The organism is Lentibacillus daqui, assembly GCF_027186265.1.
Lineage (GTDB): Bacteria > Bacillota > Bacilli > Bacillales > Amphibacillaceae > Lentibacillus_C > Lentibacillus_C daqui.
The window spans coordinates 3,490,625-3,504,460 of sequence record NZ_CP114176.1 but is presented as its reverse complement, the minus strand read 5'-3'; the positions used below and the strand labels follow the sequence as shown (position 1 = coordinate 3,504,460).

Annotated in this window: 12 protein-coding genes; 11 read left to right on the top strand and 1 reads right to left on the bottom strand. The window is 42.0% G+C overall.

All coding sequences use genetic code 11. The features are described from left to right. Positions 1–61 precede the first annotated feature (61 nt). The 7 genes from O2S85_RS17495 (at position 62) to murA (ending at position 9,649) form a co-directional block, all read left to right on the top strand. Complete coding sequence (locus O2S85_RS17495; RefSeq protein WP_269410560.1) at positions 62–706, top strand: TetR/AcrR family transcriptional regulator; 645 nt, start codon at positions 62–64, stop codon at positions 704–706. A 2-nt stretch (positions 707–708) separates the two neighbouring features. Next, a complete protein-coding gene (gene icmF / locus O2S85_RS17490; RefSeq protein WP_269410559.1) occupies positions 709–3,954 on the top strand; it encodes a fused isobutyryl-CoA mutase/GTPase IcmF in 3,246 nt (1,081 codons plus the stop codon). Between the two features lie 470 nt (positions 3,955–4,424). Next, on the top strand, positions 4,425–4,922 hold the full coding sequence (gene rpoE, locus O2S85_RS17485) for a DNA-directed RNA polymerase subunit delta (RefSeq protein ID WP_269410558.1): 498 nt from the start codon (positions 4,425–4,427) through the stop codon (positions 4,920–4,922). Positions 4,923–5,233: 311 nt separating this feature from the next. Continuing rightward, positions 5,234–6,841, top strand: coding sequence for a CTP synthase (gene pyrG / locus O2S85_RS17480; RefSeq protein WP_269410557.1), 1,608 nt, complete (start codon positions 5,234–5,236; stop codon positions 6,839–6,841). Positions 6,842–7,027: 186 nt separating this feature from the next. Further along, positions 7,028–7,396: a response regulator gene (locus O2S85_RS17475; RefSeq protein ID WP_269410556.1), complete on the top strand. Its 369-nt coding sequence runs from the start codon at positions 7,028–7,030 to the stop codon at positions 7,394–7,396. A gap of 170 nt (positions 7,397–7,566) precedes the next feature. Continuing rightward, a complete protein-coding gene (gene fsa, locus O2S85_RS17470; protein ID WP_269410555.1) occupies positions 7,567–8,208 on the top strand; it encodes a fructose-6-phosphate aldolase in 642 nt (213 codons plus the stop codon). A gap of 154 nt (positions 8,209–8,362) precedes the next feature. After that, entirely contained in the window at positions 8,363–9,649 is a 1,287-nt protein-coding gene (murA, locus tag O2S85_RS17465) for a UDP-N-acetylglucosamine 1-carboxyvinyltransferase (protein WP_269410554.1), read from the top strand. Positions 9,650–9,747: 98 nt separating this feature from the next. On the opposite strand, the gene O2S85_RS17460 is transcribed toward murA, so the two are convergent. After that, positions 9,748–10,146, bottom strand: a complete 399-nt coding sequence (locus O2S85_RS17460; RefSeq protein WP_269410553.1) for a hypothetical protein — start codon at positions 10,144–10,146, stop codon at positions 9,748–9,750. Between the two features lie 245 nt (positions 10,147–10,391). Here O2S85_RS17460 and rho point away from each other — a divergent pair, with 245 nt between their 5' ends. The 4 genes from rho to O2S85_RS17440 all read left to right on the top strand — a co-directional run bounded on the left by rho (position 10,392) and on the right by O2S85_RS17440 (position 13,653). Further along, a complete protein-coding gene (rho, locus tag O2S85_RS17455; RefSeq protein WP_269410552.1) occupies positions 10,392–11,672 on the top strand; it encodes a transcription termination factor Rho in 1,281 nt (426 codons plus the stop codon). A gap of 200 nt (positions 11,673–11,872) precedes the next feature. Next, entirely contained in the window at positions 11,873–12,118 is a 246-nt protein-coding gene (locus O2S85_RS17450) for a type B 50S ribosomal protein L31 (RefSeq protein ID WP_269410551.1), read from the top strand. A gap of 187 nt (positions 12,119–12,305) precedes the next feature. Continuing rightward, positions 12,306–12,926 carry a thymidine kinase gene (locus tag O2S85_RS17445; protein ID WP_269410550.1) on the top strand — a complete coding sequence of 207 codons (621 nt, stop codon included), beginning with the start codon at positions 12,306–12,308 and terminating at the stop codon, positions 12,924–12,926. 430 nt (positions 12,927–13,356) lie between these two features. Then, positions 13,357–13,653: a WXG100 family type VII secretion target gene (locus O2S85_RS17440; protein WP_269410549.1), complete on the top strand. Its 297-nt coding sequence runs from the start codon at positions 13,357–13,359 to the stop codon at positions 13,651–13,653. Positions 13,654–13,836 lie beyond the last annotated feature (183 nt).

The window sequence follows — 13,836 nt, the reverse complement described above, 5'->3', positions numbered from 1 at the left end:
CGGAAAGCGAAGTGTATTTGGGCCGCGGGCAAGGGAGCCATCCAACGAAGGGAGGAGTTTTATGACCGATAAGCAAATTCTTTCCTCTGTAAAAGACCATAAATTGATCGAAAAACGGCGTAAGCAAATGATTCAAGGTGCAATTACACTGTTTAAAGAGAAAGGCTTTCACCGGACAACTACGAAGGAAATCGCCAAGGCATCCGGCTTTAGCATTGGGACGTTGTATGAATATATCCGGACAAAAGAAGATATTTTATTCCTTGTTGTCGATTCGATTCACCATCAGGTACGTCATCAGCTGGAGGCGATTATCGATTTGGCTTCCCCGTCAATAGAAAACTTTATTTCAATGATGCGTTCCTATTTTCGTTTGATGGATGATTTGCAGGAAGAGGTACTGATCCTGTATCAGGAGGTCAAATCGCTGAAAAAAGATTCCCGGGACTATGTTATTAAGAAGGAACGGGATATGGTAACTATTCTTGAACGTGCACTAACTGCATGTTTGCCCCAGGCTATATCTAAACAGGATGCCGAACTGCTGGCAAACAATATTTTTGTGCAGGGACAGATGTGGGGATTTAGACGATGGATCCTGCAAAAGCAATTTACCCTTGAGGAATATACGAACGGTCAAATTGAATATTTGTTAAGGAGCCTGCGTGTGGAAAACGAAACAAAACAATTAACAGGAGGCGCATAACCATGGAAAGTCCAGACGTGTATTATCCGAAAAATCCTGTCCGTATTGTATCTGCTTCCAGTCTGTTTGATGGTCATGATGCATCGATTAACATTATGCGGCGAATAATGCAATCCAGTGGTGCAGAAGTGATTCATTTGGGACATAACCGATCGGTGGAAGATGTGGTGCATGCGGCTATTCAGGAGGATGTTCAGGGAATTGCCATCTCCTCATACCAAGGCGGACATGTGGAATATTTCAAATACATGGTTGATTTATTGAAAGAACTTGGTGCCGGACACATTAAAGTTGTCGGCGGTGGCGGTGGAACCATTCTGCCACGGGAAATCAAGGAGTTACACGAATATGGTGTCACCTGGATATTTTCCCCGGAGGACGGAAGAAAGTATGGACTGCAAGGCATGATTAACCGGATTTTGGAAAAGTGCGATTTTGTGCCGCCAATTCATGTGAAGAAAGATCAGGAGAAGCTGTTGCATGGAGACCGTGGAGCAATCGCGAAGTTTATTTCTTATGTGGAGAGCAAGGAAGTAGATGATCAGGAGAAACAGGCGGTGCTGAAGGAAATCAGAAAAAAAGCATCAGAATACGATACGCCAGTGCTTGGAATCACCGGTACAGGCGGGGCTGGTAAAAGTTCATTGACCGATGAATTAATTCGGCGTTTTATTCATGGCGTACCAGCTAAAAAAATGGCGATCATTTCGATTGATCCAACCAAGCGAAAAACCGGTGGAGCGTTGCTTGGGGACCGGATTCGCATGAATGCTATTTTTAACGAACGTGTTTACATGCGATCACTGGCGACAAGGGACTCCGGTACGGAATTATCAAAAGCGATTCAGGATGCGATTGATGTTGTCAAAGTGGCAGGCTATGATTTTATCATTGTCGAAACCAGTGGGATTGGGCAAGGTAATGCGGCCGTTACCGATGTGACGAACCTGTCGATGTATGTGATGACGGCCGAATTTGGCGCACCATCGCAATTGGAAAAGATTGATATGATTGATTACGCTGATTTCATTGTCATTAATAAATTTGAACAAAAAGGGTCAGAAGATGCACTGAATCAAGTCCGCAAACAGTATGAACGCAGCCATATGCTGTTTCATCAAGATCCAACCAAGTATCCAGTGTTCGGCACGATTGCCAGTCAATTCAATGACCAGGGTACCAATGCCCTATTTGCCTCGATCATCGATACATTAAATGAGAAGTATGATTGGAATGTTGAGGTTGATTTCGATCGGCATACGATTGCAGAAAAACAAAACATGATTATTACCAATGAACGACGCCATTATTTGCGGGAAATTGCCACACATGTACGGAATTATCATGCCAATGTCAAACGGCAAAGTGATGTTGCCCGCAAACTTTATCAACTTCACGGGGCCAAAGATATTCTTGACGAGAACGCAGACGTTTCCAAGATTGAGGAAAAAATTGGTTCCCTGGAAGAAGCACTTGATGCGAAGTCGAAAAAGCTGCTCGATAGTTGGGACGAAACGAAAGCAAGTTACAGTCAGGATAAAATGACATTTGCGGTTCGAGATAAAGAGATTGAAATGGATATTGTAACGGAATCACTATCGGGGTTAAAGATCCCCAAAATCGCTTTTCCCAAATATACCGATTGGGGTGAGCGGCTAACCTGGTTATTAAAAGAAAATGTTCCTGGTGCGTTTCCATTCACGGCGGGTGTTTTTCCATTCAAACGAAAAGGGGAAGATCCAACCCGACAGTTTGCCGGAGAAGGAACGCCGGAACGTACCAATCGTCGCTTTCATTACCTGTCCAAGAATTCGGAGGCAAAACGGTTATCGACCGCATTTGATTCTGTAACACTTTATGGAGAAGATCCTGCTTACCGGCCGGATATTTACGGAAAGGTTGGCGAAAGCGGGGTTAATATTTGTACATTGGAAGATATGAAGAAGCTGTATGCCGGATTTGATTTAACCGATCCATTAACATCAGTTTCGATGACCATTAACGGACCGGCACCGATTATTTTAGCTATGTATTTTAACACTGCGATTGACCAGCAGCTGGAAAAATTCAAAGAAGAAAATGGCCGGGAACCAAACAGGCAGGAATATGAACAATTGCGGGATGATACTTTGGCAGTTGTCCGCGGAACAGTTCAGGCGGATATTTTAAAAGAAGATCAGGGGCAAAACACGTGTATCTTTTCCACAGAATTTGCTTTACGAATGATGGGGGATATTCAGCAGTACTTCATTGATAAAAAAGTCCGGAATTATTACTCGGTGTCGATTTCCGGATATCATATTGCCGAAGCTGGAGCTAATCCAATCACCCAGCTGGCTTTTACACTGGCTAATGGGTTTACCTATGTGGAATATTATTTGAGCCGGGGAATGGATGTCAATAAGTTTGCCAAAAATCTGTCCTTCTTTTTCTCAAATGGACTGGATCCGGAATATACCGTCATTGGCCGGGTGGCGCGAAGGATTTGGGCAATCGCCATGCGGGAGAAGTACGGTGCCAACGAACGGAGTCAAAAATTGAAATACCATGTGCAAACATCCGGACGATCGCTGCATGCGCAGGAGATTCAGTTTAATGATATCCGCACCACATTGCAAGCGTTATTGGCGATTCAGGATAACTGTAATTCCTTGCACACGAATTCCTATGACGAAGCAATTACCACACCAACAGAAGAATCGGTACGACGGGCGATGGCGATTCAAATGATTATCAACAAGGAGTTCGGTCTGACAAAAAATGAAAATCCAATCCAGGGCTCTTTTATAGTCGAGGAATTAACCGATCTTGTGGAGGAAGCAGTGTTACAGGAATTTGAAAACATGAATGATCGCGGCGGTGTGCTTGGTGCAATGGAACGGCAATATCAGCGTGGTAAAATTCAATCGGAATCCCTTTACTATGAAGGCAAAAAACATTCCGGAGAATTACCGATCATCGGGGTCAATACGTATCTTAGTCCAAACCCGCCGTCTGAGGAAGAAATCGATTCAATGGAACTTGCCCGTTCGTCAACGGAAGAAAAAGAGCATCAAATCAATGAATTACAGCAGTTTCAGCAGGCACATCAAAATGAAGTAGACGCAGCTTTGAAGCGGTTGAAACATGTTGCTTCATCCAATGGGAACATTTTTGCCGAGTTGATGGAAACAGTCAAAGTTGCCAGCCTTGGTCAAATTACTAATGCATTGTATGAAGTTGGCGGACAGTATCGGAGAAATATGTAAAAGCGGTGATGAGATGCCAGTGGTCGGAAACCGGATGACGTAGGGTCAAATAGGAAAAGTATGTTACACGCCAAATGGATTGTCGTTTGGCGTGTGTTTTTTGCGGGAAGTGGTTGTCGATGCTGGCGGTCGATATTCGTGCTCCCACGGTTGATATCCAAGCAAACCTGGTCGATAATCGCATTTCGGGGTTGATACCCGGCAAAACAGGTTGATACTTACTCGAATGAGGTTGATAGCTGCACTACTACAGTTGATATGAATGCATCATTGGTTGATAGACCTCTATTATAGCTGGATTTTCATTTTTTCCTAGCATATTCAGGCTCGATGTGTTTTAATAAAAGGTATGGTTTATATGTAAAGAGGTTAAAATGGAAGATTATGATTATAAATAATTGAATTGATTATAAATAGGATGCTTCGCTGGCTGAAGCCGTAAAATACTAGGAAAAAGGAAGTGCGTAACCGTGAGCTTGAACAGTTATAGCCGCGAACAATTAGCAGGTATGTCGATGATTGAGTTGGCAAATTTGATTTTGCTGGATGAAAAAAAAGCAACCAATTTTCGGGATGTTTTTGCAAAAATTGCGGAGATCAAAGGGTATACCGATGAACAAAAGAAACAATTTATTGCGCAGTTCTATACTGATTTAAATATTGATGGCCGGTTCATGACCCTTGGTTCCAACATGTGGGGGTTAAAACGCTGGTATCCGGTGGAACAAATTGATGAAGAAATCCCAACCGAGCCAAAGAAAAAGAAGAAGTCCAAGAAAAAGAAGAAAGTGGAACAAGAGCCATACGAATCAGAAGAGTTGGACGTTGTAGATGAAGATCTCGATGAAGTGATCGGTGATTTTGAATTGGATGAATCAGTAGAGGATTACGATGATTTTGATGATGAGTCTTTCGATGATGAAGAAGAGGACGAAGAAGAGGAAGATACGGAAAAAGAAACGAAATAAGGTGCTACTTTAACGGCCAAAACCTTTTGCGAATGATGTCAGGTTCATGTTTCATATATTCGCAAACCCTGAAATGACAGCTTGACTTTTTCATGCGACATGAGTACAATGCTTATTGGGCTCTTTAATTTAATTTATAAAGCGTTCCTCCAACATGGGGGAGCGCTTTTCGTTTTTACTTAACCTTTTTACGCCCGGCGCCTCGCTTTTTTTGTTTTAAATGGCGCGGGTTTACGCACATTAATGAGTGGTAAGCAGCTTTCCAACAACCAAGCAATACGCTATACAGTATAGAAGAAAGAGGGATTGCAGTGACAAAGTACATTTTCGTAACGGGCGGTGTTGTATCATCGCTTGGTAAAGGAATTACAGCGGCATCATTAGGAAGGTTATTGAAAAATAGGGGACTTAAAGTAACAATCCAAAAGTTTGACCCATATATCAATGTTGATCCTGGCACGATGAGTCCTTATCAGCATGGAGAAGTGTTTGTTACTGAAGATGGTGCCGAGACCGATTTGGATTTGGGACATTATGAACGGTTTACCGACATTAATTTGAATAAATATAGCAATATTACAACAGGAAAGGTTTATTCCAGTGTAATCAGGAAAGAACGCCGAGGAGATTATTTGGGTGGCACCGTCCAGGTTATTCCACATATCACCGATGAAATCAAGGAACAGGTATTTCGTGCCGGACAAGCAACGAAGGCCGATGTTGTGATTACCGAAATTGGCGGGACAGTGGGAGACATTGAATCATTGCCATTCCTTGAGGCAATCCGCCAGATTAAAAGTGATATTGGTCGCGATCATGTCATGTATTTGCACTGTACCCTTGTTCCATACATCAAGGCTGCCGGAGAAATGAAGACCAAACCAACGCAGCATAGTGTGAAAGAATTGCGTTCATTAGGTATTCAGCCTGATGTGATTATTTTACGGACAGAATTTGCGATTAGTCAGGAAATGAAAGATAAGATTGCCTTGTTCTGCGATATTAAAAAAGAATCGGTTATTGAGATGCGTGACGCGGATACCCTTTACCAGGTGCCAATTGCCCTTCAAGAGCAGCATTTGGATCAAATAACCTGTGATCACTTCGGGTTGGATTGCCATCCGGCCGATATGCAAGAATGGAATCAATTGGTGGATAAGGTCCGTCATTTACAGAGGACAGTAACCATTGGTCTTGTCGGAAAATATGTTGAGCTGCCGGATGCATATATCTCGGTGGTAGAATCATTGAAGCATGCCGGATTCCTGTATGACACAGATATCGACATTCAATGGATCAACGCGGAGAAACTTGACCAGGAATCCATGCATCAAGAGCTTAATCAAGTAGATGGAATTTTAGTTCCCGGCGGTTTTGGCGATCGGGGAATTGATGGAAAGATGGAAGCCATTCGCTATGCCAGGGAAAATAACATTCCGTTTTTCGGTATTTGCTTAGGTATGCAGCTAGCTACGGTTGAATTTGCGCGACATGTTGCAGGGCTTCATGGGGCGCATTCTGCTGAAATCGACCCGGATACACCACACCCGATTATTGATTTACTGCCAGAGCAGAAGAATATTTCCGAGTTGGGTGGGACATTACGCTTGGGGAGCTATCCGTGCAAATTGCAGGACGGAACGCAAACAAAGGCCGACTATAACGGGGAAGATCTGGTCTATGAGCGACATCGTCACCGGTATGAATTTAACAATGAATATCGTAAAGTTATGGAAGAGAACGGCTTTGTCTTTTCCGGTACAAGCCCGGATGGTCGATTGGTCGAAACAATTGAGTTAAGCGATCACCCATGGTTTATTGCTTGTCAATTCCATCCGGAGTTTAAATCGCGTCCAACCAGACCACAGCCATTGTTTGCCGGATTTGTCGAGGCAGCAATTAAACAGCAATCAAAATAATTATATCTGGTGGGCTAGGATTGGTAAAAATTCGACTCAGGTTCCTGGATAATCGAGCGTGTTGAAACCTGAGATCTTTTACCGGCTCACCAGTTTTTTGTCTGTAAAAAGAGGATTCTCAAGCGTTTATAGCGAAATAACATAGTGAGAGATATAGAATTGTGCATATAAGGATGGTTGGAGTCTATGCAGAAATCGATATTAGTTGTTGATGATCAACCTGGTATACGATTATTATTAGTGGAAGTTTTAAAAAATGAGGGTTATCGTGTTGCGACGGCAGAAACAGGGAAGGAAGCACTGGATCAATTATTTCAAAAAACATTTGATTTGCTTATGCTTGATTACAAATTGCCTGTGATCGATGGTTCGGAAGTGATTAGACGTCTCAAACAGGAAAACATAAGCGTTCCAGCAATTATTATGAGCGGTCTTGCAGAAGAGGTAACCAAAAAGTTTGCGGATTATCCGAATGTTAAAGAAGTTATTTCCAAGCCATTTAACATCACTGATATTTGTTCTATCACCAATGGTATTATTGGGCAAGGGAAATAAAAAAAACGATTGTTCCTGTCAAAAACCCTGTTTAACAGGCAATGGCTCCTGCTAAAATCATGTTTCATCTAATTTAATTTGTTGCCACGGAGGTCGTGAGTTGGTATTCTAATAGTATAGTTGAATCGGTACAGAAAGTTTTAATAAGTGAATACGGGAGGATGATTCTGGTGAAATTTTTTGTTGATACAGCCAACATTGAAGAAATTCGTGAGGCAAATGCGCTCGGCATCCTGGCAGGTGTTACAACAAACCCAAGTCTGGTTGCGAAAGAAGGTGTTTCGTTCCATGACCGTCTCAGGGAAATTACTGCAGAGGTTTCCGGTTCGGTAAGTGCTGAAGTTATTTCTGAGGATGCAGAAGGTATGATTAAAGAAGGGAAAGAACTGGCTGCGATCGCTCCAAATATTACGGTTAAGGTACCAATGACTTTGGAAGGTTTAAAAGCGGTCAAAGCATTTAGCGACTTGAATATTAAAACGAATGTAACCTTGATTTTTAATGCTAATCAGGCTTTGCTGGCGGCACGTGCCGGGGCTAGCTATGTTTCACCTTTCCTTGGCCGTTTGGATGATATTGGCCAGCAAGGGATGGATTTAGTGGCCACAATCGCGGAAATTTTCGATCGCCATGGCATTGCAACCGAAATTATTGCTGCATCAATCAGACACCCCATGCATGTGACAGACGCAGCGCTAAACGGTGCACATATCGCCACCATTCCATTCAAAGTATTATCACAGTTAGTTAAACATCCATTAACCGATCAAGGTATCCAAAAATTCCTTGATGACTGGAAAAATGCAAAATAACTGCATGAAACTGGAAAAACTGAGCAAGCTAAATACAAAGGCGGAAGCTGCTACTAATATGGTAGCTGCTTATCGCTTTCTTGTTTGACGATAATCAACAACATATGTGTGTTCAAAAGTGATTTTTGAACGACTCAAAAGGCGGGTTTTCCAATTGCAAAAAATGTTAGTCGAGGGCGGTCATCGGTTAAATGGCAAGGTGCGGATAAGCGGTGCAAAAAATAGCGCTGTAGCACTGTTGCCGGCCGCAATATTAGCTGATTCCGAAGTAACAATTGAAGGACTACCGAAGATTTCTGATGTTTACAATCTTGGTGAACTGCTCAAAGAAATTGGCGGTGAGGTATCATGGGATAACCAAACGATACATATTAAGCCTGAACATATGATATCCATGCCATTGCCCAATGGAAAAGTGAAGAAACTCAGGGCATCTTACTATTTTATGGGAGCCATGCTGGGTAAATTTAAACAGGCTGTAATCGGTCTTCCGGGTGGCTGTCATTTAGGTCCAAGACCAATTGATCAACATATTAAGGGGTTTGAGGCATTAGGTGCCAAAGTAACGAATGAACAGGGTGCCATCTATTTACGTGCTGAGGAATTAAGAGGGGCAAGAATTTATTTGGATGTTGTCAGTGTTGGGGCAACGATTAATATTATGCTTGCCGCAGTGAAGGCTAAAGGAAAAACGGTGATTGAAAACGCTGCAAAGGAACCGGAAATTATTGATGTAGCAACACTGTTGACGAACATGGGAGCCAAAATCAAAGGGGTAGGTACCGATGTCATCCGGATTGAAGGTGTTCCATCATTGCATGGCTGCCGGCATACGATTATCCCTGACCGTATTGAGGCAGGCACATATGCGATAGCTGCCGCGGCAGTTGGTGATGAGGTTATTATTGACAATGTCATTTCCCAACACTTGGAATCCTTACTTGCCAAACTGCGGGAAATGGGTGTGACTGTAGAAGAAGGGGAAGAACAGTTGCTGATAGCGTCCAAGCAGCCGTTGAAAAGTGTGGACATCAAAACGCTTGTATACCCTGGTTTTCCAACCGATCTGCAACAGCCGATTACCACATTATTGACAAAGGCCGTCAATACAGGGGTTGTAACTGATACAATTTATTCAGCCAGGCTAAAACATATAGATGAACTAAGGCGGATGAATGCGGTAATAAAAGTAGAAGGTGGATCGGCTATTGTTTCCGGTCCGGTACAATTGGAAAGTGCACGGGTAAAGGCAACTGATTTACGTGCTGGTGCCGCGCTGATTATAGCTGGTTTAATGGCCGAGGGGATCACCGAAATAACGGGTCTGGAGCACATTGACCGGGGATACCAGAGAATAACAGAAAAATTAACTAACTTAGGGGCAAATGTATGGCGCGAAGAAATGAGCGCCCAGGAAATAGAACAGTTTCAGAATTCGTAACAACAAAGGCGCCGGAGCCGAACGGAGGGCTATAGGTCGTAGGTCAGTTCGGCATTGCGACAGGCCGTTTATCCCCCTCTTCAGAGTTTGTTGGTTTGTTAACGCTTAGAAGTGGGGGATGATTCAGCCGGTGCGCACATCCATTCTCTATAGTTTTCCAATCCATTTTTATCATGTGACCGTTCCCAAACAACGGCCAACGTCCTAATGCGTGCTAAGTAAAGCGAGGCTGCAAGTACTTGCCATGTTAGTGGGTATGAATCTTGCGGGTTCCATCGATGCAATGATTTATTCCTGCCAGGTACTATCTCTTGATGCCACTCTTTTTCTACCAGTTCCGTTGTTTTTTTAAAATAGAGTTGAATAATTCCGCTGAAAAAGGTAATATAGTAGATGTTTAATAAGGGTTCATATTGGTTAATATAATTTATAAAACTTCTATTAAGGCTGTTCAAATAAGGCTGTCCAAAGGCAAGGTTAATATCTTGGTGATTCATTAATTGGGCTTGTCTTGCCAGTGTTGAACATCCTCTATCATAGCTTCCGACAAATCTTCATTTCTTCAAAAGTATATACCTTCAAGTTAAGAAGTGGAAATCTCAAGTCATATGATCAGGTAAGCAGTATCTTGGTGTCTGAACATAGTTGTTTTAATTGAAGAAATTTTATATAGATTGGGAATTTATTCAGATTTATTTTTAATAGCTAGACGACAAATAAATAGGCGTGGTGAAATAAAAGAATGGACACATTAACAATATCGCATTTAGAAACCCTTACACTGAAGGATATTTATGCTTTAGCAAAGGAGTATAAGGTTTCTTATTATGCGAAACTAACGAAAAAAGAATTGATTTTTGCGATTTTAAAAGCGCAGGCGGAAAAAGACGGATATTTATTTATGGACGGTATTTTAGAAATTATCCCATCAGAAGGATTTGGCTTCCTGCGTCCGATCAATTATTCTCCTAGTGCCGAGGATATTTATATTTCCGCGTCACAGATAAGAAGGTTTGATCTTCGCAATGGGGACAAGGTTTCCGGAAAGGTTCGACCACCAAAGGAAAATGAACGATATTACGGATTATTGCATGTCGATGCCGTAAATGATGAAAATCCTGATTCAGCAAAAGAACGTGTGCACTTTCCGGCGTTAACTGCATTGTATCCGGATCGGTTAATGAATTTGGAAACAGATACGCGAAAAATCTCCACCCGGATTATTGATTTGATGACACCAGTTGGATTTGGACAACGCGGACTAATTGTTGCACCGCCAAAAGCGGGGAAAACGATGTTGTTGAAGGAAATTGCCAATAGCATTTCGAAAAATCACCCACATGCTAAACTGATTATTTTACTAGTGGACGAGCGTCCTGAGGAAGTTACCGATATTGAACGTTCCGTATATCCTGATGTTGACGTGGTCAGCTCTACATTTGATGAAGTACCAGAGAGTCATATCAAAGTATCTGAACTTGTTCTGGAACGTGCGATGCGACTGGTCGAGCATAAACGGGATGTCATCGTGTTAATGGACAGTATTACCAGATTGGCAAGAGCATATAATTTGGTGATTCCCCCAAGTGGCCGGACCCTTTCCGGTGGTATTGACCCGGCAGCATTTCACCGTCCAAAGCGTTTCTTTGGAGCAGCAAGAAATATTGAAGAGGGTGGCAGTTTTACTATATTGGCCACGGCACTGGTAGATACCGGCTCCAGGATGGACGATGTGATTTATGAGGAATTTAAAGGAACAGGAAATATGGAACTGCATTTGGATCGCAACCTGGCAGAACGGCGTATTTTCCCGGCAATTGATATTTTACGTTCTGGAACCCGAAAAGAAGAACTGCTGGTTGACAAAGGCCATTTGGACAAAATCTGGGCTATTCGCAAAACAATGCAGGATTCCAATGACTTCCTTGACCGTTTCATGAAACGATTACGTGCATCAAAAAGCAATGAAGAATTTCTTCAGCAGCTTGATGAGGATATGAAACGCCGTGGAACAAAACGTTAAAATGGTAGAGGTAGAGTCACATAAATAATCGACCGGTTTTCCTTTTTTTGCGATAATAACCACTGATGTATGCTTGCAATCAATGACGCACACTGGTATAATCTCTTTATGTGAGTTTAGATAAGGTATAAAAAGACCTATGACGGCTCTTGCAATAACTCTGTTTCTTCGGGATTCAGGGCAAAAAGGAGTGGAAGAACATGAAAAAAGACATTCATCCAGAGTACCGTAAAGTTGTATTTCTTGATACAAGCTCGGATTTTAAATTCTTGAGTGGTTCTACTCAAAACTCTGACGAAACAATCGAATGGGAAGATGGCAACACATATCCATTAATCCGTGTTGAAATCTCATCTGCTTCACACCCATTCTACACGGGCAAACAAAAAGCAGATAAAGTCGGCGGCCGTGTAGACCGATTTAAGAAAAAATATAATATGAAATAAAAAGTGGAGCCGACCGTTTCAGGCAACACATGATAGGGAATTACAATTGTTCCTTACATCCTAAAACAGGCAAAATGTATAAACGTTGCCTGTTTTTTTACTTTAAAATGCAAACAATAATTAATGAATGTTATGATATACATGGTACATTTACTACATACTTGAAACTGAGAAGGGAGTCCCACCGATGTATGTAATGAACCAAACTGGCTGGGTGGAGGTTATTTGCGGCAGCATGTTTTCCGGTAAATCAGAAGAACTGATTCGTCGAGTTCGTCGGGCAACATATGGCAATTTATCCGTCCGGGTATTTAAACCGGCTATCGATGACCGCTATGCTGGAGACGCGATCGTGTCACACAATGGTACTTCAACCATTGCCCGTCCAATTAATCACTCCAAGGAAATCATGGAAAACATCGATAAACACACCGATGTTGTCGGGATTGATGAAGCACAGTTTTTTGATGATAATATTGTTGCTGTTGTTGATGAACTTGCCAATAAAGGAATCTGGGTGATCGTAGCCGGCTTGGATACTGATTTTCGTGGGGAACCATTTGAGCCGATGCCAAAATTAATGGCCCTAAGTGAAACAGTCACCAAGCTGAACGCCATTTGTCCCATTTGTGGCTCGCCAGCAAGCAGAACCCAGCGACTGATTGATGGAAAGCCAGCCTCCTATGATGATCCGGTCATCTTGGTTGGCGCTTCGGAAACGTACGAGCCACGCTGCCGGCACCATCATGAGGTTCCCAATAAACCCGGCAATCAAATAGAGAATAGCTTTACCAAGATTGTAAAATGAAAAAGAGCGTGCGTATACGCTCTTTTTTTAATGGAAAAGGAAGTATTTTTATTTGCTGAAGTGAATGTCACTCATTTATGGCTTTTTTATCTAACCAATAGCGAATCTCACGGCCGATTCCATCCTCAATTGTTCCATATCTGCCAAGAAAACAAATCTCGCGCCAGATTGCAACACACAAGTGCTCCACTAGCTTTACTAATTAAAATGACCCGAAAATTGCAAGAGAGTAATCTGGGTATTTTTAATCATATTTATTAGAAAAGACCTGATTCACTACATATTCTGGGTATTTACTACTAATCTTCGTAAAAGTTATGAAAAACACAGTTGACAGCGGAAAATCCTATCATTAGGATTAAATTATGGAAAGGGCTTAGATTCTATTTAAGCTTAAGAGTTTTTATTATTTTTTGAGGGAGATGAAGAGATGGCAGGACAAATTCGTATGACACCAGATGAACTGCAGGCGAAGGCACAACGCTATGGCCAAGGTTCAGACAAAATTGATGAAGTCTTGAATGATCTGTCTAATTTACAAGAAGAATTAAGAGGCGAGTGGGAAGGACGTGCCTTTGAACGTTTCGATGATCAATTCAATGAATTGCGTCCAAAAGTAAAAGATTTCGCACAGCTAATGCAGGAAATTCAAGTTCAATTACAAAAAACTGCTGAAGCGGTTGCTGAACAAGACGAAGCATTATCACAAAACTTTGGCCTTCGCTAAGAACTTGGTGACAAGCTGAGTTTTTTTAAGAGTGGAAAAATGAATTCTGTCCATTCTTCACTATTTATGAGCTACACGACGACCATTGTTGTGTAGCTCATGTTCATTACAAATATGTTTTAGAACTCTCCCACTGAATGAATGTTTACTTTATTATCATATGGAACGAGCAGGAGATGTTGA

Coding starts and splice junctions, on each gene's coding strand:
- O2S85_RS17495 (WP_269410560.1), top strand. CDS start 62: ATGACCGATAAGCAAATTCTTTCCTCTGTAAAAGACCATAAATTGATC.
- O2S85_RS17475 (WP_269410556.1), top strand. CDS start 7,028: ATGCAGAAATCGATATTAGTTGTTGATGATCAACCTGGTATACGATTA.
- rho (WP_269410552.1), top strand. CDS start 10,392: ATGGACACATTAACAATATCGCATTTAGAAACCCTTACACTGAAGGAT.
- O2S85_RS17460 (WP_269410553.1), bottom strand. CDS start 10,146: ATGAATCACCAAGATATTAACCTTGCCTTTGGACAGCCTTATTTGAAC.
- O2S85_RS17450 (WP_269410551.1), top strand. CDS start 11,873: ATGAAAAAAGACATTCATCCAGAGTACCGTAAAGTTGTATTTCTTGAT.
- O2S85_RS17445 (WP_269410550.1), top strand. CDS start 12,306: ATGTATGTAATGAACCAAACTGGCTGGGTGGAGGTTATTTGCGGCAGC.
- O2S85_RS17440 (WP_269410549.1), top strand. CDS start 13,357: ATGGCAGGACAAATTCGTATGACACCAGATGAACTGCAGGCGAAGGCA.
- icmF (WP_269410559.1), top strand. CDS start 709: ATGGAAAGTCCAGACGTGTATTATCCGAAAAATCCTGTCCGTATTGTA.